The sequence below is a fragment of the Pseudomonas sp. LBUM1663 genome, assembly GCF_059695905.1.
Genome location: NZ_CP166792.1, coordinates 5174903 through 5196687 on the forward strand (window position 1 = coordinate 5174903; position 21785 = coordinate 5196687).

A 21785-nucleotide genomic window follows, 5' to 3' on the forward strand; every position below is an offset into this window, starting at 1 on the left:
CACAAAAACAATTAAACGAAGGATCCTTCAATGGATAACTCCAACGCCCTGCCCCTTGGGTCGGCTGCCGTGCCTGCCAAAGAAAGAACCACCGCCAGTCGCATCAAGTCGATCTTCAGCGGCTCTGTCGGCAACATGGTCGAGTGGTACGACTGGTACGTCTACGCTGCCTTCTCCCTGTACTTCGCCAAGGCCTTTTTCCCCAAAGGCGACACCACCGCACAACTGCTGAACACCGCCGCGATCTTCGCCGTGGGCTTCCTGATGCGCCCGATTGGTGGCTGGCTGATGGGCCTGTACGCCGACAAGGCCGGTCGCAAGAAAGCACTGATGGCCTCGGTGTATCTGATGTGTTTCGGCTCGCTGCTGATTGCCCTGAGCCCGGGCTATGAAACCATTGGCATCGGCGCACCGATCCTGCTGATTTTCGCCCGCCTGCTGCAAGGCCTGTCGGTCGGTGGCGAGTACGGCACCTCGGCGACGTACCTCAGCGAAATGGCAACCAAGGACCGTCGCGGCTTCTACTCCAGCTTCCAGTACGTGACCCTGATCTCCGGTCAGCTCATCGCGTTGGCGGTGTTGATCGTGCTGCAACAAGTCCTGACCACCGAAGAGCTGTACGCCTGGGGCTGGCGCATCCCGTTCGCTATCGGCGCGCTGTGTGCGGTGGTCGCGCTGTACCTGCGTCGTGGCATGGAAGAAACCGAGTCGTTCACCAAGAAAGAGAAGGCCAAGGAAAGCGCGATGCGCACCTTGATGCGCCATCCGAAGGAACTGATGACCGTGGTCGGCCTGACCATGGGCGGCACCCTCGCGTTCTACACCTACACCACGTACATGCAGAAATACCTGGTGAATACGGTCGGCATGAGCATCTCCGACTCCACCACCATTTCCGCCGCCACGCTGTTCCTGTTCATGTGCCTGCAACCGATCATCGGCGGCTTGTCGGATAAGGTCGGTCGTCGTCCGATCCTGATTGCCTTCGGTGTGCTCGGGACGCTGTTCACCGTGCCGATCCTGACCACCCTGCACACCATTCAATCCTGGTGGGGCGCGTTCTTCCTGATCATGGCGGCGCTGATCATCGTCAGCGGCTACACCTCGATCAACGCAGTGGTGAAGGCCGAACTGTTCCCGACCGAAATCCGTGCACTGGGCGTTGGCCTGCCGTATGCGCTGACCGTGTCGATCTTCGGCGGCACCGCTGAATACATCGCACTGTGGTTCAAGAGCATCGGCATGGAAACCGGTTACTACTGGTATGTGACGGCGTGTATTGCCGTGTCGTTGCTGGTGTACATCACCATGAAAGACACCCGCAAGCATTCGCGGATCGAGACGGACTGACCATTCGTTTGATGTCGGCTTGACTGGCCCCTTCGCGAACAAGCCCGCGCCCACAGGTGGAATGCATTTCCCTGTGGGAGCGAGCCTGCTCGCGATGGCCGCGCCTCGGTATTAAGTCAACTCGGGAGCCGTCTGCTTCGCGTATTTGCTCTGAACAATCGAAGCCCCCGCAATCATCACCACCAAAACCCCCGCCAACACCAACGACGAACCAATGGTGCCAAAATCCAGACCACCCTTTTCATGGGGTTTGGTCAGGAAGTCGCCCAACGTCGCGCCGAAGGGCCGCGTCAACACAAACGCCACCCAGAAGAGCAGCACAGACGATATCTTCGTGAAGTATTTGAGCAGCACCACCACCGCAATGGTCGAGCCGATCAGCAATGCGCCACCCGCAAAGCCCAGGCCCGAGTCGTCGGCCAGATAGTCACCCAGCGCCGTGCCCAGGGTGTTGGAAAACAGGATGGCCATCCAGTAGAACATCTCGCCGCGAAAGGTCTGCACCTTGGTGACGTTCAGCGAGTCGCCGCTCAAGCGCCACGCTGCAAAGATCCCTATCAGAATCGCAATCAGGATCATCGAGCCCGTGGCATAGCCCAAGCCGAGCGTGCGGTCCATAAAATCGGACATGGTGGTACCGGCCGTGCTGGTCGACAAAATCACGATCCAGTACAGCACCGGTTTGTAGGTTTTGGACATCAACTGCGTGATCAGGGTCAGCACGAACACACTGATTAGAATCAGCGAGCTGATCGCATAACCGACATCAAGGGTCATCGACAGCAAATCCCCCGCGGTTTCCCCCAGTGTCGTCGCGCAGATTTTCATCACCCAAAACGCCAGGGTGATTTGTGGAAGTTTATTCATCGAGGGTCGAACTCCATTGTGCGTGCAGGCTGATTCTCAGGTTGCGCGCAGACTGAAGGCGGGGCAGTGAAAAACTAGTGAGTGCTTTATGAAAAAACTGTCATGAATGCAAATACGTACACGCCTCAGGCCGCTTCCGATGCTGGAAATAACCCGTAACTCCTTGCACTATGGCCGTCTTTGCCAAGAACCGAATTCAGGAATCCCGTGCCATGGCTGACGACATCCACTTCTACGAACCCGCCAACGGCCACGGCTTGCCGCATGACCCGTTCAACGCCATCGTCGGCCCGCGCCCCATCGGCTGGATTTCCTCCCAGGACGCCAACGGCCGCTTGAACCTGGCGCCTTACAGTTTCTTCAATGCCTTCAACTACATTCCGCCGATCATCGGGTTTTCCAGCGTCGGCCGTAAAGACAGCCTGAACAACATCGAACAGACCGGTGAATTCGCCTGGAACCTGGCCACCCGGCCACTGGCCGAGCAAATGAACCAGAGCTGCGCCATGGTCCCGCCCGAGGTCAACGAGTTCGAACTGTCCGGCCTGACCCCAGTCGCCTCGAAAATCATTCAGGTGCCACGGGTCGCCGAAAGCCCGGTGTCCTTCGAGTGCAAGGTCACGCAGATCATTCAGTTGCAGCGGGCGGACGGGAACGTGGTGCCGAGCTGGCTGATTCTGGGCGAAGTGGTCGCCGTGCATATCGCCAAGTGGCTGTTGAAAGACGGGGTGTACGACACCGCCGCGGCAGAACCGATTCTGCGCGGCGGCGGGCCAGCGGATTACTTTCAGCTGGGGCCAGAGGCATTGTTCAAGATGTTCCGCCCGGGGGCGGCCAAGTGATTACCAGACGAGTTCGGCGTCGTCGCTGACGTTCTTGAGACTGGTCAGTTTCAGCGCAGCGGCTTCATCGGCGTCATGGGCGGTCTTGAAGACCTGATCTTCGAGAATCTTGTGAAAACGCGGTGCACCTGAGCCGCCCAGTGCTTTGACGGCGATTGCGGCGTGATAACCGCCTTCGGCCGGTACTACGGCGGATACGGCTTCGAAGGTTTCAAAGGCTTTACGTGCCATGTCGCGGATCCTGGCTGATTGAGAATGGAGCCATTAAACCCTCAACCCGCCATTTTGTGTACCCACGACCGGGACTGCCCCAGCGCCTGGTCGGCCGACACGTCCTTGAAGGTATGAAAATCCAGGCTGTTGACCACCAGTTCCTGCACCAGCTCGGCGAAAATCTCCATCGCCGGCGTGCTGAAATAGGCCGTCATCGCTTGCTGGTGCGTCCAGAAACCGGACACCAGCCACAACTCTGGTTCACATTGCGAATGCTGCAGGGAAAAACTCAGGCAACCCGGCGCGCTTCGGGACGGCTCGATCAAGGCGCTCAGGCGCGCACCGAGCTCCGCCGAACGCCCGGCGCGGGCACGGACAAAAGCCATGTGACTGACGGGTATCTGCGTAGACATGTTCAACCCTCCCAGGGAGTCGAGAGGCAGCCGGGGGACGGGCTGCGACAGGATCAAAGGTTAAGCGCGCAGAGGGAAGCGCGGTTAGTCGATTCCTGCCGGCTTTTTGCACAATCCTGCGCGGCGTTTCGATAAACCTGTAACAACCTGTAAAAGCGTTCGTACCGACGAAACACGGCTTTCAAGCAAGTTTCCCTGGGTTGCAGCAGCGATAGAGGCACCGCTGATCCACTCGATGCAGAATCAGGCAAGCTTGAGGCAGGATGTGTCTACCGCTGCGTCTTGCACAAACTTAAGCTGGCCCCATTACCAACACCTCAGCGAGGATGCCCGGCATGTCGTCGTTCGATCACTTTCAAGCCCCGCTGGATGCCGACATGGAGAAACAGCGCGCGGAACTGGCCACTATCATCCGTCGCAACACAACGGACGATGGCACTTATGCCACTGCGGTCGGCTCGCTGTTCATGTCGCGTCACGGTAAGTCCCATGACTTTGCCCCGGTGCTGGCGCAACCGGCGTTGTGCATCATGGCCCAAGGCCGCAAAGAGGTCAGGCTGGCCGATGAATACTTCAATTACGATCCGCTGAATTACCTGGTGGTGTCAGTCTCGATGCCACTGAGCGGACGAGTAGTGAATGTCACCTCTGAAGAACCGATCCTCGCGGTGCGACTGGATATTGATCCGGCCGAAATTACCGCGCTGATTGCCGACGCCGGCCCTTTGGGCGTACCGACCCGCCCCACCGGCCGCGGCCTGTATGTCGAACGGATTGATACGGCGATGCTCGACGCGGTGTTGCGTCTGGCGCGTTTGCTGGATGCGCCGAAAGACATCGCCATGCTCGCGCCGCTGATTCGTCGGGAGATTCTTTATCGGTTGTTGCGCAGTCAGCAGGGGCATCGGCTGTATGAGATTGCGATTGCCAATAGCCAGAGCCACCGCATCAGCCAGGCGATCAAGTGGCTCAACGGCAATTATGAGCAACCGCTGCGTATCGATGATCTGGCGAAGGAAGTGAACCTGAGCGTGTCGACGTTGCATCACCGTTTCAAGGCGATGACGGCGATGAGCCCGCTGCAGTATCAGAAGCAACTGCGCTTGCAGGAAGCGCGGCGGTTGATGCTGGCGGAAGGGCTGGAAGCGTCGGCGGCGGGGTATCGAGTGGGGTATGAAAGCCCGTCGCAGTTCAGCCGGGAGTACAGCCGGTTGTTTGGCGCGCCGCCGTTGAGGGATCTGGCGCGGTTGCGGTTGTCCGTCTGACCCAGCCTTGAGGGTGTAACTGATAGCCTCATCGCTGGCAGGCCAGCTCCCACAGAGATTGTGGGTGATCACACAATCAAGTGAACACCGATGTAACCTGTGGGAGCTGGCCTGCCGGCGATGAGGCCAGCAAGGCCACCATCAAATCCGGATCAGGCGCCGAGCACGCGGCACGCCTCGGCCGGCAGGGTCACCGACACCGGGTTGCCAATGCTCAACCCAAACCCCTGACACGGCGTGCTCAGCGCGGTAAACGACACGCCGGAACACTCCACCGTCGTTTCAATCGTCGCGCCGATATCGCGCACGAACGTCACCGTACCGAGCAACCGATTCCCCGCCGTGGCCTGCGGGTGCGACAGTTGCAGGTCTTCAGGGCGAATCAGCATTTTCACCTTCTCCCCCACCACAATGCTGCTGCAAATCGGCACTTCCAGCGCATCGCCACCCGGCAACCCGACCTTGCCGTTGCCCAGCGCGGTGGCCGGGAAGATGTTGCCCGAGCCGATAAAGTCGGCGACAAATTCGTTGGCCGGGTGCCGGTAGATTTCAATCGGCGTGCCCACCTGCTGCACCCGATGCTCACCCAGCACCACCACGATATCGGCCATGGTCATGGCTTCTCGCTGGTCGTGGGTGACCATGATCGTGGTGATGTTCAGGCGTTGCTGCAACTGACGGATTTCCACCTGCATCGACTCGCGCAGCTTGGCGTCGAGCGCCGACAGCGGTTCATCCAGCAGGAGGATTTTCGGGTGGTTGGCAATCGCCCGGGCAATCGCCACGCGCTGGCGTTGACCGCCGGAGAGTTTGGCCACCGGGCGATCAATCATCTCGCTCAGCTGAATCAATTCCAGCAACTCAACCACCCGAGCCTGCTGATCAGCCTTGCTGACCCCGCGCAGTTTTAGCGGATAGGCGATGTTCTCCCCTACCGTCATGTGCGGAAACAGCGCCAGCGACTGAAACACCATGCCGAAATTGCGCTGATGCGCAGGCGTGTGGCCGATGTCTTCACCGTCCAGACGAATCTCGCCGCCACTCAGGGTTTCAAGCCCGGCGATCATCCGCAGCAGGGTGGTTTTGCCGCAGCCCGACGGGCCGAGGAAACACACCAGTTTGCCTTCCGGCAAATGCAGGTTTACATCCTTTACCGCGCAGGCCGAGCCGTAATGTTTCTCGACGTTTTCCAGAATCAGACCAGTCATAAATCACCTCAAGAAATCAGAACGAAACGCCACCTTCACCGACCAGCTTCTCCAGCGCCCAGATCAGGACGAAGTCGATCAGCACGATCAGCACGGCAAACGAGAAAACGGTAGGGTCGAGCGAAGACACGGTGCGGCTGTACATCCAGATCGGCACGGTCATGACGTCGATGGTGTAGAGGAAATAGGTCACGGTGAATTCGTTGAACGAGACGATGAACGCCAGCAGCATCCCCGCCAGAATCCCCGACTTCATCAACGGCACCACCACATCGATGATCGCCCGCAGCGGCGAAGCGCCGAGCATTTGCGCGGCCTCTTCGACTTCGCTGCCGATGGAGAGCATCGCCGCCGTGCAGTTCTTCACCACGAACGGCAGCGCCAGGATCACGTGGGCAATCACCAGCCGCGAGGTGGTCATCTGGAACGGCAGGCTGTCGAACACCAGCAGCAATGCCAGCCCCAATACCACCATCGGAAACACCAGCGGCAGCGACATCAGTTGCAGCGCCACGGCCTTGCCACGGAACTCGCAACGGGTCAGCGCGTAAGCCGCCGGCACCGCAACAATTGTCGCGAAGACCATGGTCAGGCACGCCACCATCAGGCTGGTGGTCATGGCTTTGCCCAGGCTCAGCACATCGCTGGAATCCGGCGACACGAAGGTGTGCCAGGCCGCCTTGTACCATTGCAGGCTGTAGCTGCTCGGCGGGAAGTCGAGGTTCGACGCACCGCTGAACGACATCACAATCATGGTCAGGATCGGCAACACCGCCAGCAGCAGGATGAAGCCTGAGAGGATGCCGGCAAACTTGCCGGTCTCGCCGGGCAGCAGCCCATAACGTTTCTTGGTCAACGTGCTCATTGGGAAGCCTCCAGCATGCGCCGACGACGGCCAGTGATGAATTCGGACAAGGTCATGATCGCCAGCGTGGTGACGATCAGCACCACACCGGCAGCGGACGCGGCGGGCCAGTTCATCAGCGGGGCGATCTGGTCATGCACCATCACCGCCAGCATCGGCACGCGCCGGCCGCCGAGCAGCAAAGGCACGACGAAACTGCTGGCGTTGTAGGCGAACACCAACGTCGCGCCGGTGATGATCCCCGGCATGCTCATCGGCAGCACCACTTGAAGGAACACCTGGAAGCGACTCGCCCCCAGGGTGGCGGCGGCTTCTTCGTAAGTACGGGCGACGCCGCGCATGGCGCTGGCAATCGGCAGAACGGCCAACGGGAACGCGGTTTGCACCAGCCCCATCAACACGCCGTTCTGGTTGTAGAGCAGCATGATCGGGCGTTTGATCAGGCCCAGGCCCATCAGCGCCTGATTGAGCATGCCGCCAGGGCCGAGAATCACCAGCCAGCCATAGCTTTGCAGCAGCAGGTTGACCAGCAACGGCAGCAACACCGCGGCGAGGAAGATCCGTCGCACGAACGGCGAGGTCAGCCGCGACATGGTGTAGGCCACCGGGATCGCCAGCACCACCGCGATCACTGCGCTGATCAGTGCCAGGCGCAGGGTCAGCAGCAAGGATTTGAGGTAATAGGGTTCGAGCAATTGGGCGTAACTGGCCAGGCTGAACCCGGTCCATTCCGCACCTTTGGTGCCCACGCTCATGCGCAGCACCAGCAGGCTGGCGGCAATCAGCACGCCCAGAAACAGCATCGACGGCGAGAGGAAAAACCACGCACGCGCCGTCGGCGAAACACCCCGATTGGCGCGCACTGGAGCGGCGGCGACCGGATGAGTCAGAGGTTGGTGTTCCATAGCAAGGGTCTCGTCAATGGAAAGCAGCAAGACTGAGATTCGGCAAAACCTGTGGCGAGGGAGCTTGCTCCCGCTGGGCCGCGAAGCGGCCCCAATGAATCACCGCACTCGTTCAGACAGAAAGAGGTGTTCGGTTTTGTGGCTGCTACGCAGCCAAGCGGGAGCAAGCTCCCTCGCCACAATGGATCTTCAAACCGCAGAAATCAGGAAGAAAAGATTTCCGTGTAACGACGAATCCATTGGTCATGCACGGTGGCCAGGAAGGCGTTGTCGTGCATGATCGCCTTCTCGGCAATCTGCTCCGGCGTGAGGATGTACGGGCTCTTGCGCGCTTCGGCGGAGATGATCGCCTTGGCGTTGACCGGGCCGTTGTAGATGTCTTCGGCCATCTTGCCCTGCACCAGCGGGTCCAGAGAGTGGTTGATGAAGGCGTAGGTCAGGTCGGTATCACCCGGACGGTTCTTCGGCATCACCGAGAGCATCAGGTCGGTGTAGAAACCTTCCTTCATCCCGAACGTAGCGCCCAGGCCGTAGGCCGGATCGCGGATCTGTTTCGGGAAGAACGCGGGTGCGTACAGACCGCCCATGTCCAGGGAGCCGGTGCGGAACAGTTCGGCGATCTGGTTCGGGTTTTCACCCAGGGTGACCACACGGTCTTTAAGCTCGGCAAGTTTCTTGAAGCCCGGCTCGATGTTGTGCTCGTCACCCCCGGCCAGTTTGGCGGCGATGATGATCAGGTCCATCGCTTCGGTCCAGTTCGGCGGCGGCAGGAAGATGTTCGGCGACAGCTCGGCGTCCCACAGGGCGGCGTAACTGTCCGGCGCTTCCTTGATGGTGCGGGTGCTGTAGACGAGGCTGTTGCACCACAGCAGGTAACCGATGCCGTGACCATTGGCGCCGGTGCGGTATTTCTCCGGTACGTCGACCAGGTTGGGAATGCGGTTGAGGTCGGGTTTTTCCAGCAGATTGGCTGCTGCCAGGCCTTCGGCGCCAACGCCGGCCAGGGTGATGATGTCGTACTGCGGACGATCACCGCCGGCCTTGAGCTTGGCAACCATTTCCGAGGTGCTGCCGGTGCGGTCAGCGATGACCTTGCAACCATACTTGTCTTCGAAAGTGGCTGCGATGTTACGCAGTGCAGCCAGGCCGGTGTCATCGGACCAGGTCAGCAGGCGCAGGGTCTTGCCCTGGAACCGCGTGTCGCTGGCATTGGCCTTGACGAAGGGCAAACTCATGGCCGCCGCGGCTACGGACGCCACGCCCACGGTTTTGATGAATTGACGTCTGTTTAGATCATGCTCGCCCATTACGGACTCCCTTTGTTTTTGTAGGTATAAGGCAGGTCGAAACTGTTGCATCCGCGCGGCCGGATCAGCGTTATCCCTCGTATTTTCGGGGGCTTGGCTGAACCAGTGAGTTCATCCTGAGGTCGTGCAAAACACCTGACTATCGATAAAAACTCATCGAAGCCATGACACCAGCGCATGCCTCGATACGAGGCATGCGCTCACCTTTTTCGTGCCTTCAGCCGGCGCGAATCACGTGTTTGATTTCCTGGAAAGCCTGCAAACCCCACGGCCCCAATTCGCGGCCAATGCTGCTCTGTTTGTAACCACCCCAGGCGGTCTGCGGGAAGATCACTTGCGGTGCGTTGATCCACACCAGCCCCGCCTGCAAGGCGTTGGCGACCCGATCAGCCGCTTCGTTGTCACGAGTGACCACGCTGGCCACCAGGCCGAACTGGCTGTCGTTGGCCAGGGCAATCGCTTCGGCTTCGGAGGCAAAACTGCGCACGCAGATCACCGGGCCGAAAATCTCTTCACACCACAACGCACTGTCCAGGGGCACTTCGGTGAAAATCGTCGGCTGCAAAAAATAACCGCGGGACAGGTCTGCGGGCCGATTGCCACCGCACATCAGCTTGGCGCCGGCGCTCAAACCGCGATCGATGTGGCCCAGCACACGCTGGTATTGCGCCTGATTGACCAGCGCGCCCATTTCCACGTTCGGGTCGAACGGGTCGGCGACGCGAATGGCTTCGGCGCGGGCCTTCAACCGAATGAGGAACTCATCCGCCAATTCGTCAGCGACCAGCACGCGGCTGGTGGCGGAGCACATTTGCCCGGCGTTGAAGAAACCGCCGCCACAGGCCACTTCCACCGCCAGTTCAATGTCAGCATCGGCGAGCACCAGCAACGAGGATTTGCCACCCAGTTCCAGGCTCACGCCTTTGACGGTTTCCGCCGCCCGTTGCATGACCTGCACCCCCACCGCGTTGCTGCCGGTGAAGGAGATTTTGGCGATGCGCGGGTCGGCCGACAGCGGCGCGCCGACGGCCAGGCCCGTGCCGCAAACCAGGTTGAACACGCCATCCGGCAAGCCGGACTCAGCGATGATCGCCGCCAGTTCCAGCTCGGGTAGCGGGGTGACTTCGGACGGCTTGAGCACCACGCAGCAACCGGCGGCCAACGCCGGGGCCAGTTTCCAGGCGGTGGTGACCATCGGGAAATTCCACGGCACGATCAGGCCGACCACGCCGCACGGTTCACGGCGCACACGCGCGCTGAAATCGTCGGTCGGCAGCTCGACGTTGCTGTCTTGTTTGGCATCGAGGCCTTCGGCGAGACCGGCGTAATACTCGAAGGTGGCGATCACGTCATCGACGTCGATGGCGGCTTCGAACAGCGGCTTGCCATTGTTGCTCGACTGCAACTTCATCAAGTGATCACGCCCGGCCTGAACGCCAGTGGCGATTCTGCGCAGGATCGCACCGCGCTCGGTGCCGGTGGTTTGCGACCATTGCTTGAAGGCGTTGGACGCGGCAGTGACGGCTTGATCGACAGCCTGTTCATCGCCGCCGTTCACGGTGGTCAACAGGGCTTCGGTCGCCGGGTTGATCACGCGCAGGTGTTCGTTGCCCGCGGACCACTGGCCGTCGATGTACAGACCGTCGAGTGTCGTTGGAAAACTCATTTCGACACCGCCTTCATCCACTGAGTCTGATCGATTTCAATCAGGGTCGGACCTTGGCGATCAGCGGCGGCGCGCAGTGCGCTGCGCAGTTGTTCAACACCGTTGACCGCTTCAGCCGCACAGCCCAGCGCCTTGGCGACACCGATGAAGTCCGGGGTGTAGATGTCCACGCCCACCGGTTCGATGGCGCGGTTGACCATGTATTTCTTGATCTCTTCGTAGCCCTGGTTATTCCACAGCAGCACGATCACCGGGGTTCGCGCTTCAACGGCACTGGCCAGTTCCGGCAGGGTGAATTGCAGGCCGCCGTCACCGATCAGGCACACCACCGGAGGACGCGCACCGTTTTCAACACTGCCACCGAGCCAGGCGCCAATCGCCGCCGGCAAGGCGTAACCGAGGGTGCCGTAACCGGTGGACGAGTTGAACCAGCGACGCGGACGTTCCGGGTTGAACGTCAGGTTGCCGGTGTAGACCGGTTGGGTCGAATCGCCGACGAACACTGCGTCCGGCAATTCGTGCAACACGGTTTCGAGGAAGCGGGTCTGGGCCAGGGTCGGGGCGTCCCAGGTGGCGGCGAGGTCTTCGCGCAAACGCGCAGCACGGACCTGGCCCCAATCGTTGCGGCGCTCGGCCAGCGAGTGTTTGGACAGTTCGCCGAGCAAGGCTTGCGCGGCGTTGCGCGAATCTGCCACCAGGGCGACTTTAGGCGGGTAATTGCGCACGGTCTGGTCGGGGTCGATGTCCACGCGCAGCAGCACGCCGGGGATCTCGAAACCGCCGGCAAACGTGACGTCGTAATCGGTCTCGGCCAGTTCGGTACCGATGGCCAGCACCACGTCGGCTTCGGCCACCAAGGCACGGGTCGCAACCAGGCTCTGGGTCGAACCGATCAGCAGCGGGTGGTTGGATTCGAGCATGCCTTTGGCATTGATGGTCAGGGCCACTGGCGCGTCCAGCAGTTCGGCCAACTCGGTCAGCTCGGCGGCTGCATCGATGGCGCCGCCACCGGCAAGAATCAGTGGACGCTTGGCGCCGGCCAGCAGCGCGGTCATGCGGCTGATGGCGCTTGGCGAGGCACCGGCGCGGTCGATGTTCACGGGGAGACTGGCGAGCAAGTCGTCGGCCTCTTCAACCAGCACATCCAGCGGAATTTCGATGTGCACAGGACGCGGACGGCCGGCCTGGAACAGTGCGAACGCACGGGCCAGCACGCCCGGCAATTCAGCCGCCGACATCAAGGTGTGGGAGAACGCCGCCACGCCGCCGACCAATGCACTCTGGTTCGGCAGCTCGTGGAGCTTGCCGCGACCGCCGCCCAACTGGCTGCGCGATTGCACGCTGGAGATCACCAGCATCGGGATCGAGTCCGCGTAGGCCTGGCCCATGGCGGTGGTGATGTTGGTCATACCCGGGCCGGTGATGATGAAGCACACACCCGGTTTACCGCTGGTGCGCGCATATCCGTCGGCCATGAAACCGGCGCCCTGTTCGTGACGCGGCGTGACGTGGTTGATGCTCGAACGGGCCAGCCCGCGATACAGCTCCACGGTATGAACCCCGGGAATGCCGAACACCTGCTCGACCCCGTAATCTTCGAGTAACTTGACCAATACTTCGCCGCACGTCGCCATGTCATTGCCCTTTTTGTTCGTTTGAGACGCCGGGCCTGCGCAGTGTTTATGATGCGTGGGCAGGTCCAGGGATGGCCTCATTGGAACGGGCGACACGTAGCCGCAACAATGGATAAAAAGTCATACTAGCCATGTCCTCACGTCATACCTTGGATCCCAATGAAACGATTGCCTCCCCTGCCGGCGCTTCACACTTTTCTGATTACCGCGCAGTGCTGCAACTTCACCCGGGCCGCCGAACAGCTGTACATCACCCAAGGCGCGGTGAGCCGGCAGATCGCCGGGCTGGAAGAACATCTGGGTTATGAATTGTTTATCCGCCAGGCGCGGGGCTTGAGCCTGACCGCTGAAGGACGCGAATGGCTGCCACGGGTGCAGCAGATTTTCGGCTTGATCGACGAGGCGGTGGAGCAGATTGGCGAGAAGCGCGAAACCCTGCAACTCAAGGCCCCGACGTGCGTCATGCGCTGGCTGCTGCCGCGCCTGGTGCAATGGCAAAGGGAGCGCCCGGATGTGCCGGTTGAACTGACCACCACGGTGAAACACGGCGTTGATTTTCATCGCGAGCAGTTCGATGCGGCGGTGATCTATGGCGTACCGCCGGAGACATCACTGGCGTCCCATCGGCTGTTCGATGAGCAACTGACACCGGTCTGCTCCCGGCCGTACCTCGAAGGGCCGGTGCCGTTGCAGACGCCGGAGGATCTGGAACAACACATGCTGTTGCACCCGACCCGCGACGAACGCGACTGGAAAGCCTGGCTGACCAGCGCCGATGTGCGCTTGAGCAATGTCGGCAAGGGCCAGCATTTCGAAACCTTGGACCTGGCAATGTCGATGGCGTCCCAGGGGACTGGCGTGGCGATTGGGGATTGGTCGTTGATTGGCGACGACCTGAGCGCCGGACGGCTGGTCATGCCGTTTGAATTGAAGGTAAAGACCGGATTGGCCTATTACCTGGTGTTCCCGGAAAAACCCGGGCCTTCGCCGAAATTGCGCGAGTTGTTGGGGTGGTTGGTGGAGCAGTCTCAGAGTCGCTGAAAAGCTGAAAAGCTTCGCGAGCAAGCCCGCTCCCACAGGAGAATGCATTCCAATGTGGGAGCGGGCTTGCTCGCGAATGGTTTCAGCCGCGCTATCAATACCCGACGGTGAACCGCTGACGCGAATGCTTCGGCCCTTCCACTTCATCGATCATCGCAATCGCGTAATCGGCGAACGAAATCCAGCTCCGCCCCGCACTGCTCACCAGCAAATCATCCTTGCCCACCCGAAACGCCCCCGTGCGTTCACCTTCAACAAATTCCGCCGACGGTGACAGAAAGGTCCAGTCCAGATCCTTTTCCTGGCGCAGATTCCCAAGGAACTCAGCCCCGGCGCTCGCCTCTGCCTTGTACTCCTCCGGAAAGCCCTTGCTGTCGATGACGCGAATGCCATCCGGCAACAACAAAGAACCCGCACCGCCCACCACCAGCAGGCGCTTCACCCCGGCTTTTTTCACCGGCCCGACCACGGCGCCGGCCGGAAGGGTCGCGAAATGCGCCGCACTGATCACCACGTCATGGCCCGCCAATGCGGCTTGCAACGCTTCGGCATCAAGGGCATCGACGTTTCTGGTGACCACACCGGCACGCGGGCCGATTTTCGAGGTGTCGCGGGCAATGGCCGTGACGCTATGACCTCGACGCAGGGCTTCTTCCAGCAATTGGCTGCCGGCACGGCCGGTGGCACCGATGATTGCGATTTTGCTCATGACGTTCTCCAGTTGGCTTGAGTGATCAATGCAAATTTGAATGGTAAAGGGGCTGTTATGGTGGGTGGACTTACCCGGAATCAGAGGATTTATCTGCGGTGGGGATTTATCTGTGGCGAGGGGATTTATCCCCGTTCGGCTGCGCAGCAGTCGCAAAACCTGCGAATACGGCCTGACTGAGTTACTTCAGGGGGGACTGCTGCGCAGTCCAACGGGGATAAATCCCCTCGCCACAAGTAGCCCAGTAGCCCAGTAGCCCAGTAGCCACAATTAGTCCACTCGCCACATAAATTCATTCACCCCACTTCATCTCGCCCTTGGCGACTTTCGCGCTCAGCTCCAGCGAGCTTTCTTCGCCCAAAGTCGGGAAGCGTTTTTTCATGGCTGCGATCAGCGCGGCGGCGTCTTTGGCCTTTGGGGTTTCTTCGTCGAAGGCCTTGATGTAATCGGCCGTGAACTGCACGGCGGCCAGCGAACGGGCGCTCTGCCCCAGGTAATGCCCCGGCACGATGGTTTTCGGTTTCAGGGTTTCGATGGCGTGCAGCGTAGCCAGCCAATCGGAGTGGGATTGCGCGGTTTGCGTATCAGCCATCCACACGTGAATGTTTTCTGCCACGACCACACCACCGACCACGGCCTTGAGCGACGGGATCCACACAAAGGTCCGGTCCGGCTGCTTGCCATCCAGGCCCACCACCTGCAACTTCTGCCCTTCGAGCATCAGGCTGTCGCCCTTGAGTACGCCAGGCACGATGGTTTTGGCCGGCACGTCGGCGCCCATTTTCGGGCCCCAGAACGCCAGTTTGCCGTCGACGGTGTGCTTGATGTGATCAACGGTCGGCTGAGAGGCCAGCACTTTGGCGTTCGGGAACGCGGCGGTCAGGGTATCGAGGCCGAAGTAGTAATCCGGGTCACCGTGGCTGATGTAGATGGTGGTCAGTTGCTTGCCGCTGGCGCGGATCTTCTCGACCACCTGTTCGGCTTGGGATTTGCCGAATTGCGCGTCGACCAGAATCGCTTCTTTCTCGCCGCTGACCAGAACCGAGGTCACCGGAAAAATCGCCTTGTCGCCCGGGTTGTACACGTCCAGGGTCAGGGTCGATGCCGCCGCAGCGTGGGCCGCGAAGCCGAGGGTGGCGGTGGCCAGCAAAATGCGCTTGAGAGAGGTGAAGCCGATCATCTGTTGCTCCGTTGTCCAAATGCCGTGTCTGGCGATGGGGACAGAGCTTAGTTGCATGACTCAGTACAAAAAATGCGATGCTTGAACATAGTTTGTTTCTGAAAGCGGGCAAATCATGGATCGTCTACAAGCAATGCGGGTGTTCGTCTCAGTGGTCGACCTCGGCAGCCAGTCGGCCGCCGCCGATCATCTGGACCTGTCACGGCCGGTGGTTTCGCGTTATCTGGCGGAACTGGAAGACTGGGTCGGCGCACGCCTGATGCACCGCACCACGCGCAAATTGAGCCTGACCGCCGCCGGCAGCGAGATTCTGCCCCGGTGTCGGCAGATGCTCGACTTGTCCACCGACATGCAAGCCGCTGTGAGCGAGCCGGATGAGGCGCCACGTGGCCTACTGCGCATCAGCGTCAGCACCTCGTTCGGTCAGGCGCAATTGGCGGATGCCATGGCGGCTTACGTCAAACGCTACCCCGGTGTCAGCATCGACATGCAGATGCTCGACCGCACGGTGAACCTGGTGGATGAACGCATCGACCTGGCGATCCGTACCAGCAACGACCTTGACCCGAACCTGATCGCCCGGCGGCTGACGGTCTGCCGCTCGGTGATCTGCGCCTCCCCGGCTTACCTGAGCGAACACCCGGCGCCGCAGCGGGTCGAGGACCTGAGTCAGCACAACTGCTTGACCCACTCTTACTTCGGCAAAAGCCTCTGGCATTTCGAGGAGGACGGCGAGCCGGTGTCGGTGCCGGTGCAGGGCAACATCAGCGCCAACGAAGCCAGCACCTTGCTGCGCGCAACCATGGCCGGTGCGGGTGTGGCGATGCTGCCCAGTTATCAGGCAGGTGTGCATATCCACAGCGGCGAGCTGATTCGCCTGCTGCCCCACGCCGAGCCACGGCAAATGAGCGTGTACGCGGTGTACGCCTCACGCAAGCACATGCCAGCGGCGCTGCGCAGCATGCTGGATTTTCTGGTGCTCAGGTTTCCTGAAGAACCGCAGTGGGATATTGGCCTGTAATCACCTCTCCTGTGGGAGCTGGCTTGCCTGCTCCCACAGGAGACATCATCGTTCTGAATGTCGGGTTAAATGCGCTCGAGGTGTAACTGGCAACTCACCCGCGCTGACCTATGCTGAAAGTAATACCGAAGGGTATTCGTTCAGAGGTCAACGCCATGAACACCAAAACAAGAAGATACCTCGCCATTTTCATCACCTGCGCCGCGACGCTGGCGCTGTATGGCACCGCCGCCTGGCGTGTCGAGCAGTTGCGACAACTGCCCCGCGACTACGCGAGTTGTAACTTCGAGCGCTGCATTCCCCACAACGCGACCCTCAACGCCCTTCGGTAACGAAGGCGCTCAGGCCTCGTTGTCCTGATCGGCCTTCAAGCGGTCGCGAAAAGCCTTGGGCGAGATCCCCACCCGGCGCCGGAACAGGCGTGTGAAGTTGGTTGGATCGGAAAACCCCAACACGTCGGACATTTCGTAAATGGTCATGCTGGTGTAGGTCAGCAAGCGCTTGGCCTCAAGCAATTGACGCTCGTGCATGATCTGTAACGCCGGTTGCCCCGCCAGCTCACGGCAGGTGCCGTTGAGGTGCGACACGGAAATCCCCAGCCGATGCGCCAGGTCCTCGACCTTGACGTGCTGACGGTAGGTCTCTTCCACCAGCTGGATAAAACCGTTGAGGTATTCCCGGGCGCGATGCGGACGCTGACTGGCATCGCGGCGCGAAATCACCTGACGGCTGACCCACACCATGATAACGCTGACCAGCGAATGCATGAGCATTTCGCGCGCGGGCTGGTGGCCGGTGTATTCGTCTTGCAGCGCCGAAAACAGGCTATTGAGGTACTCGCTTTCCTTGCCCGCCGGGTAACTTTCGGCTTGAGCCAGCGCGTTCACCGAGTTGCCCAGTTGCGCCTGAAGATGGGTCACCAGCGGCGCGGCCAGGGTCACGACGAACCCTTCGACGTCCTCGGAAAACCGGTAACCATGCACCGATAACGGCGGCAGGATCAGGATCGCCGGTTCAGTCAGTTGCGTGTGTTTACCTTCGATTTCAAGCTCTGCCTGACCTTTGAATACGAAGAGCAACTGGCACAAATCAGCGTGACGGTGAGGTTTGATTTCCCATTGATGTTCGCGGCTGCGTTTGGAAATGGTTTCACAGTGCAGCAAGTCGGGAGTCGGCCAGTCCAGGCTTTCACCGTAGAGCTTGAACACTGGAATCGAAGGCAGGTCAGGCTTGTTCATCACTTCAATCCAGGCCTCAGAGGGTTACGGGCGATAATCGCACCGATTGGCAGAATGTACAGGTATCGGCTCAGTTTTCACCTTCAATTGACAGACCCGCAAGGGAAAAATGCAAGCACTCGATCCATAAAAATCATTCACCGGCCGTGGTCGCGTGAAGCTTGCGAGTCATAAAAACAATGAAAACGCTGAAAACCCAAATCGCCATCATTGGCGCCGGTCCCTCCGGTTTGCTGCTCGGCCAATTGCTGCATAACGCCGGAATCGACACCCTGATCCTTGAACGACAGACCCCCGACTATGTGCTCGGGCGAATCCGCGCCGGTGTGCTCGAACAAGGCATGGTAGAGCTGTTGCGTCAGGCCGGGGTGGGTCAGCGTATGGACGCCGAAGGGCTGGTCCATGGTGGTTTCGAACTGGCCCTCGACGGGCGCCGGGTACACATCGATCTGCAAGCCCTGACCGGTGGCAAAACCGTGATGATTTACGGCCAGACCGAAGTCACCCGGGACCTGATGGCCGCTCGTCGGGAGGCTGGCGCGCAGACGATTTACCAAGCCAGCAACGTCGTACCGCACGGGATGAAAACCGCAGAACCGTTCGTGACGTTTGAGAAGGATGGTGAGACCTGGCGCCTCGATTGCGACTACATCGCCGGGTGCGACGGTTTCCATGGCGTGGCACGTCAGTCGATTCCGACTGAATGCCTGAAGGTCTTCGAGCGGGTCTATCCATTCGGCTGGCTCGGAATTCTCGCCGATACGCCGCCGGTTCATGAAGAACTGGTCTACGCCCGCCACGAACGCGGTTTTGCCCTGTGCAGCATGCGCTCGGCAACCCGCACGCGTTATTACCTCCAGGTGCCGGCGGACGAAAAGGTCGAGGACTGGCCGGATCTGCGCTTCTGGGATGAGCTCAAATCGCGCCTGCCTGCGGCGTTGGCCGAATCCGTGGTGACCGGGCCGTCCATAGAAAAAAGCATCGCGCCGCTGCGCAGTTTTGTGGTCGAGCCGATGCAGTACGGGCGGATGTTCCTGGTCGGCGATGCGGCGCACATCGTCCCGCCCACCGGCGCCAAAGGCCTGAACCTGGCGGCCAGCGACGTCAGCACCTTGTTCACCATTTTGCAAAAGGTGTACAACGAGGGGCGCCTGGATTTGCTGGAGAAATACTCGGAAATCTGCCTACGCCGGGTGTGGAAAGCCGAACGGTTTTCCTGGTGGATGACCTCGATGCTGCATCGTTTCGATGACCACGACGCTTTCAGCCAGCGCATCAACGAGTCGGAGCTGGACTACTTCGTACACTCCGAAGCCGGTCGAAAAACCATTGCAGAAAATTACGTCGGGCTTCCTTATGAGGCTATCGAATAGCCTGCTATCGACTTACACTGGCGAGCATCCCCGCTCGCCTTGCCTCTAGCGGGTCAATCACTGCCCGCAGGTTTCCAGCCGTGACCAATCTCAACCAGCCTGAAACGCCCAAACCGGCCATTCGCAGCGTGTTGATCGCCCTGATGCTGGCGATCTTTCTCGGCGCACTGGACCAGACCATCGTCGCCGTTTCGATGCCGGCCATCTCCGCGCAATTCAAGGACGTCAGCCTGCTGGCATGGGTGATTTCCGGCTACATGGTGGCGATGACCGTGGCGGTGCCGATCTACGGCAAACTCGGCGATCTGTACGGCCGGCGCAAGTTGATGCTGTTCGGCATGGGGCTGTTCACCCTCGCCTCGCTGTTCTGCGGCATGGCCCAAAGTATGGAGCAACTGGTGCTGGCGCGGATCATCCAGGGCATCGGCGCGGGCGGGATGATTTCGGTCAGCCAGGCAATCATCGGCGACATCGTCCCGCCCCGGGAGCGCGGTCGTTATCAGGGTTATTTCAGCAGCATGTACGCCGTGGCCAGTGTCGCTGGCCCGGTGCTCGGCGGGTATATGACCGAATACCTGTCGTGGCGCTGGGTGTTTTTGATCAACCTGCCACTGGGCCTGGGTGCCTGGCTGGTGGCCAATCGCACGCTGGTGGGTTTGCCCGTGCCACAACGCCAACCGATCATCGATTACCTCGGCACGCTGCTGATGATCATCGGTTTGACCGCTTTGCTGCTGGGCATCACGGAAGTCGGTCAGGGCCACTCATGGCGCAGCGCCGAAGTATTGGGCCTGCTCGGGTGCGCGGTGCTGGTGCTGGCGCTGTTCGTCTGGCATGAGCGCCGGGCGCGGGAGCCGTTGCTGCCGATGCACCTGTTCGCCAACCGCAACGCGATCCTGTGCTGGTGCACGATTTTCTTCACCAGTTTCCAGGCCATCTCGCTGATCGTGCTGATGCCGCTGCGCTTCCAGAGCGTCACCGGCGCCGGGGCCGACAGCGCCGCGCTGCACCTGTTGCCACTGGCCATGGGCTTGCCGATCGGGGCTTATTTTGCCGGACGCCGCACGTCGGTGACCGGGCGCTACAAACCGATGATCCTGACGGGGGCGGTGCTGATGCCGATCTCGATTCTCGGCATGGCGTTCAGTCCGCCCCAGGCTTTCTTGCTCAGCAGTCTGTTTATGTTGCTCAGCGGGATCGCCAGCGGCATGCAATTCCCGACGTCATTGGTTGGCACGCAGAACTCGGTGGAACAGCGGGACATCGGCGTCGCCACCAGCACCACCAATCTGTTCCGCTCGCTGGGCGGCGCGGTGGGCGTGGCGCTGATGTCGGCGCTGTTGCTCGCGTTGCTGCAGGATTCGAGCTTCGCCCACCTGGCCGGTTCGTCGGTGATTGCCGAGGGCGGTTCGGGGAATGTGTTGCTGGACGGTTTGAACGCTGCGCCGGGAGAGGCGCAGAACGCCTTGCGCGCGGAGTTGCTGCTGACGTTCAGGCATTTGCTGCTAGTCAGTGCGGCGGTGTCGTTGCTGGGGCTGGCGGCGGCGGTTGCAATGCCGAATCGGGTGTTGCGGGGGCGGGAAGATAAGGTTCGGTAGATAGACCGAGTCGCCTGTAATCGCGAGCAGGCTCGCTCCCACATTGGATCTGCGACATGCACAAGATCTGTGAACACTGGAGATCTACTGTGGGAGCGAGCCTGCTCGCGATGGCGTCGTCACTGACACCAAAAAATCAAGGGCTGTAATACCCAACAGCCACCAGAAAATGTCCGACCTTTTTCAGGTAGGCATGCTTGTCTTCAACCTTGCCGGTCATCGGGTTTTTCCAGCGGTATTCGTATTCGCCGTAATCCTGTTTGGCAATCAATGCCAGGATCGGCTCGCCCACCGGTTTACCTTCCGGGTCGTTGATCTTGCCGAAGTCGGTGTTGATCAGCCGCAGGTTGGTGCCGTGAGCCACGTAACGCTGGGTGTCCAGGTCGACGACGAACACGTACAAGTCATCCTGCAAGTAGCCACCCTTTAGGGAATTGATCGCAGTCAGCGTGCCCTTCTCGTCCTTGGCCAGATCCGTCGCCGCTTTGTTCAGCAAGGCCATCGCCTGTTCCGCTGACGCCCGTGGCAAGTAGTAGCCCACGGCGATAATCCGCTGGCCAACGCGCTGATAGAACACATGCTTGCGCTCGACCTTGCCGTCGGACCAGTTCTGCCAGCGATATTCGGCCTGCTGGATGCCATTGCCCTCCGGCACGTTCAAGGCGTCCTTGAAGGCCTTCTGCAAATCCGGCCCGAGGGTTTCGGACACATCACGCCCGATCAACGCCGAAGACGGCCCGCCACTGGCGAGCATCACGCCCTTGGTATCGACCACGAAGACGTAGCGATCCTTGTCGACAAACTCGCCCTGACGGCTGAACGCCGCGAAGGCCTTGTCGCCGTTGTCGTGGTAGTAGGCCAGGGCTTTTTCCAGCAAGGCCTTGGCGGCCTGGCTGTCGTCCTTTTCCGCCGTGGCGGCCTGGACCGGCCCCAGGCATAGCAACAGCATCCCCCCCAGCACGGCCAACTTGTGCAGAACCCCCATAGCGCATCCCTCGTTCTTGTCGGTGTTTCAAGAGCGTAGACGGCTTGGGGATATGTACGAATATTCAGGAAAGCGCAGGCCATTGTGGCAAACGGGTTTATGTGG

The 21785-nt window shown here is 60.4% G+C and carries 21 protein-coding genes; 8 read left to right on the forward strand and 13 right to left on the reverse strand.

The genetic code is table 11. From position 1 onward, the window contains the following. The first annotated feature begins 30 nt into the window (after positions 1-30). Complete coding sequence (locus ACA075_RS23695) at positions 31-1350, forward strand: MFS transporter (RefSeq protein ID WP_010457563.1); 1320 nt, start codon at positions 31-33, stop codon at positions 1348-1350. Positions 1351-1461: 111 nt separating this feature from the next. Here ACA075_RS23695 and ACA075_RS23700 read toward each other — a convergent pair whose 3' ends face one another. Continuing rightward, the gene (locus ACA075_RS23700; protein ID WP_497295701.1) at positions 1462-2217 is read right to left on the reverse strand and encodes a COG4705 family protein; all 756 of its coding nucleotides are present in this window, start codon (positions 2215-2217) and stop codon (positions 1462-1464) included. A gap of 212 nt (positions 2218-2429) precedes the next feature. Here ACA075_RS23700 and ACA075_RS23705 point away from each other — a divergent pair, with 212 nt between their 5' ends. Further along, positions 2430-3059 carry a flavin reductase family protein gene (locus ACA075_RS23705; RefSeq protein WP_497295703.1) on the forward strand — a complete coding sequence of 210 codons (630 nt, stop codon included), beginning with the start codon at positions 2430-2432 and terminating at the stop codon, positions 3057-3059. Here the strand turns inward: ACA075_RS23705 and ACA075_RS23710 are convergent, their stop codons facing one another. Further along, positions 3060-3290 carry a hypothetical protein gene (locus tag ACA075_RS23710; RefSeq protein WP_497295704.1) on the reverse strand — a complete coding sequence of 77 codons (231 nt, stop codon included), beginning with the start codon at positions 3288-3290 and terminating at the stop codon, positions 3060-3062. A 41-nt stretch (positions 3291-3331) separates the two neighbouring features. Then, entirely contained in the window at positions 3332-3685 is a 354-nt protein-coding gene (locus ACA075_RS23715) for a putative quinol monooxygenase (RefSeq protein WP_497295705.1), read from the reverse strand. A gap of 335 nt (positions 3686-4020) precedes the next feature. Here ACA075_RS23715 and ACA075_RS23720 point away from each other — a divergent pair, with 335 nt between their 5' ends. Then, positions 4021-4950: an AraC family transcriptional regulator gene (locus ACA075_RS23720; protein ID WP_497295707.1), complete on the forward strand. Its 930-nt coding sequence runs from the start codon at positions 4021-4023 to the stop codon at positions 4948-4950. 152 nt (positions 4951-5102) lie between these two features. Here ACA075_RS23720 and ACA075_RS23725 read toward each other — a convergent pair whose 3' ends face one another. The 6 genes from ACA075_RS23725 to ACA075_RS23750 all read right to left on the reverse strand — a co-directional run bounded on the left by ACA075_RS23725 (position 5103) and on the right by ACA075_RS23750 (position 12535). Further along, positions 5103-6158 (reverse strand): ABC transporter ATP-binding protein, encoded by a 1056-nt coding sequence (locus ACA075_RS23725; RefSeq protein WP_438662568.1) that lies wholly within the window; start codon positions 6156-6158, stop codon positions 5103-5105. Between the two features lie 16 nt (positions 6159-6174). Continuing rightward, the gene (locus tag ACA075_RS23730; RefSeq protein WP_094470951.1) at positions 6175-7023 is read right to left on the reverse strand and encodes an ABC transporter permease; all 849 of its coding nucleotides are present in this window, start codon (positions 7021-7023) and stop codon (positions 6175-6177) included. Then, positions 7020-7928: an ABC transporter permease gene (locus ACA075_RS23735; RefSeq protein ID WP_497295710.1), complete on the reverse strand. Its 909-nt coding sequence runs from the start codon at positions 7926-7928 to the stop codon at positions 7020-7022. Before ACA075_RS23735 ends, ACA075_RS23730 begins: the two co-directional genes overlap by 4 nt. Positions 7929-8131: 203 nt before the next feature. After that, complete coding sequence (locus ACA075_RS23740; RefSeq protein ID WP_094470949.1) at positions 8132-9235, reverse strand: extracellular solute-binding protein; 1104 nt, start codon at positions 9233-9235, stop codon at positions 8132-8134. A 217-nt stretch (positions 9236-9452) separates the two neighbouring features. Then, a complete protein-coding gene (locus ACA075_RS23745) occupies positions 9453-10901 on the reverse strand; it encodes an aldehyde dehydrogenase family protein (RefSeq protein ID WP_497295712.1) in 1449 nt (482 codons plus the stop codon). After that, positions 10898-12535, reverse strand: coding sequence for a 5-guanidino-2-oxopentanoate decarboxylase (locus tag ACA075_RS23750; RefSeq protein WP_497295713.1), 1638 nt, complete (start codon positions 12533-12535; stop codon positions 10898-10900). The genes ACA075_RS23745 and ACA075_RS23750 overlap by 4 nt, the downstream gene beginning before the upstream one ends. Before the next feature lie 159 nt (positions 12536-12694). Here ACA075_RS23750 and ACA075_RS23755 point away from each other — a divergent pair, with 159 nt between their 5' ends. Then, a complete protein-coding gene (locus tag ACA075_RS23755; protein ID WP_497295714.1) occupies positions 12695-13576 on the forward strand; it encodes a LysR substrate-binding domain-containing protein in 882 nt (293 codons plus the stop codon). A gap of 94 nt (positions 13577-13670) precedes the next feature. On the opposite strand, the gene ACA075_RS23760 is transcribed toward ACA075_RS23755, so the two are convergent. Both ACA075_RS23760 and ACA075_RS23765 read right to left on the reverse strand, forming a co-directional pair. After that, positions 13671-14285 (reverse strand): NAD(P)-dependent oxidoreductase, encoded by a 615-nt coding sequence (locus tag ACA075_RS23760; protein WP_497295715.1) that lies wholly within the window; start codon positions 14283-14285, stop codon positions 13671-13673. 292 nt (positions 14286-14577) lie between these two features. Next, entirely contained in the window at positions 14578-15465 is an 888-nt protein-coding gene (locus ACA075_RS23765; RefSeq protein WP_497295717.1) for an MBL fold metallo-hydrolase, read from the reverse strand. 115 nt (positions 15466-15580) lie between these two features. Here ACA075_RS23765 and ACA075_RS23770 point away from each other — a divergent pair, with 115 nt between their 5' ends. Together ACA075_RS23770 and ACA075_RS23775 are read left to right on the forward strand one after the other, a co-directional pair. Next, entirely contained in the window at positions 15581-16486 is a 906-nt protein-coding gene (locus ACA075_RS23770; RefSeq protein ID WP_497295719.1) for a LysR family transcriptional regulator, read from the forward strand. Positions 16487-16641: 155 nt separating this feature from the next. Beyond that, a complete protein-coding gene (locus tag ACA075_RS23775) occupies positions 16642-16818 on the forward strand; it encodes a hypothetical protein (RefSeq protein WP_176457761.1) in 177 nt (58 codons plus the stop codon). A gap of 9 nt (positions 16819-16827) precedes the next feature. On the opposite strand, the gene ACA075_RS23780 is transcribed toward ACA075_RS23775, so the two are convergent. Then, positions 16828-17724 carry a helix-turn-helix domain-containing protein gene (locus ACA075_RS23780; protein WP_219095538.1) on the reverse strand — a complete coding sequence of 299 codons (897 nt, stop codon included), beginning with the start codon at positions 17722-17724 and terminating at the stop codon, positions 16828-16830. Between the two features lie 188 nt (positions 17725-17912). Between ACA075_RS23780 and pobA the strand changes: the two genes are divergently transcribed. Both pobA and ACA075_RS23790 read left to right on the forward strand, forming a co-directional pair. After that, positions 17913-19097: a 4-hydroxybenzoate 3-monooxygenase gene (gene pobA, locus ACA075_RS23785; RefSeq protein ID WP_497299319.1), complete on the forward strand. Its 1185-nt coding sequence runs from the start codon at positions 17913-17915 to the stop codon at positions 19095-19097. An 80-nt stretch (positions 19098-19177) separates the two neighbouring features. Then, positions 19178-20695, forward strand: coding sequence for an MDR family MFS transporter (locus tag ACA075_RS23790; protein ID WP_497295720.1), 1518 nt, complete (start codon positions 19178-19180; stop codon positions 20693-20695). A gap of 136 nt (positions 20696-20831) precedes the next feature. On the opposite strand, the gene ACA075_RS23795 is transcribed toward ACA075_RS23790, so the two are convergent. After that, positions 20832-21680, reverse strand: a complete 849-nt coding sequence (locus ACA075_RS23795) for a cache domain-containing protein (protein WP_497295721.1) — start codon at positions 21678-21680, stop codon at positions 20832-20834. Positions 21681-21785 lie beyond the last annotated feature (105 nt).

What these genes read in the sequence shown, in the direction of transcription:
- ACA075_RS23720 (WP_497295707.1), top strand. Translation starts at nt 4,021, where the DNA reads ATGTCGTCGTTCGATCACTTTCAAGCCCCGCTGGATGCCGACATGGAG.
- ACA075_RS23795 (WP_497295721.1), bottom strand. Translation starts at nt 21,680, where the DNA reads ATGGGGGTTCTGCACAAGTTGGCCGTGCTGGGGGGGATGCTGTTGCTA.
- ACA075_RS23765 (WP_497295717.1), bottom strand. Translation starts at nt 15,465, where the DNA reads ATGATCGGCTTCACCTCTCTCAAGCGCATTTTGCTGGCCACCGCCACC.
- ACA075_RS23700 (WP_497295701.1), bottom strand. Translation starts at nt 2,217, where the DNA reads ATGAATAAACTTCCACAAATCACCCTGGCGTTTTGGGTGATGAAAATC.
- ACA075_RS23770 (WP_497295719.1), top strand. Translation starts at nt 15,581, where the DNA reads ATGGATCGTCTACAAGCAATGCGGGTGTTCGTCTCAGTGGTCGACCTC.
- ACA075_RS23710 (WP_497295704.1), bottom strand. Translation starts at nt 3,290, where the DNA reads ATGGCACGTAAAGCCTTTGAAACCTTCGAAGCCGTATCCGCCGTAGTA.
- ACA075_RS23755 (WP_497295714.1), top strand. Translation starts at nt 12,695, where the DNA reads ATGAAACGATTGCCTCCCCTGCCGGCGCTTCACACTTTTCTGATTACC.
- ACA075_RS23775 (WP_176457761.1), top strand. Translation starts at nt 16,642, where the DNA reads ATGAACACCAAAACAAGAAGATACCTCGCCATTTTCATCACCTGCGCC.
- ACA075_RS23730 (WP_094470951.1), bottom strand. Translation starts at nt 7,023, where the DNA reads ATGAGCACGTTGACCAAGAAACGTTATGGGCTGCTGCCCGGCGAGACC.
- ACA075_RS23740 (WP_094470949.1), bottom strand. Translation starts at nt 9,235, where the DNA reads ATGGGCGAGCATGATCTAAACAGACGTCAATTCATCAAAACCGTGGGC.
- ACA075_RS23780 (WP_219095538.1), bottom strand. Translation starts at nt 17,724, where the DNA reads ATGAACAAGCCTGACCTGCCTTCGATTCCAGTGTTCAAGCTCTACGGT.
- ACA075_RS23695 (WP_010457563.1), top strand. Translation starts at nt 31, where the DNA reads ATGGATAACTCCAACGCCCTGCCCCTTGGGTCGGCTGCCGTGCCTGCC.
- ACA075_RS23745 (WP_497295712.1), bottom strand. Translation starts at nt 10,901, where the DNA reads ATGAGTTTTCCAACGACACTCGACGGTCTGTACATCGACGGCCAGTGG.
- ACA075_RS23725 (WP_438662568.1), bottom strand. Translation starts at nt 6,158, where the DNA reads ATGACTGGTCTGATTCTGGAAAACGTCGAGAAACATTACGGCTCGGCC.
- ACA075_RS23760 (WP_497295715.1), bottom strand. Translation starts at nt 14,285, where the DNA reads ATGAGCAAAATCGCAATCATCGGTGCCACCGGCCGTGCCGGCAGCCAA.
- ACA075_RS23750 (WP_497295713.1), bottom strand. Translation starts at nt 12,535, where the DNA reads ATGGCGACGTGCGGCGAAGTATTGGTCAAGTTACTCGAAGATTACGGG.
- ACA075_RS23705 (WP_497295703.1), top strand. Translation starts at nt 2,430, where the DNA reads ATGGCTGACGACATCCACTTCTACGAACCCGCCAACGGCCACGGCTTG.
- ACA075_RS23715 (WP_497295705.1), bottom strand. Translation starts at nt 3,685, where the DNA reads ATGTCTACGCAGATACCCGTCAGTCACATGGCTTTTGTCCGTGCCCGC.
- ACA075_RS23735 (WP_497295710.1), bottom strand. Translation starts at nt 7,928, where the DNA reads ATGGAACACCAACCTCTGACTCATCCGGTCGCCGCCGCTCCAGTGCGC.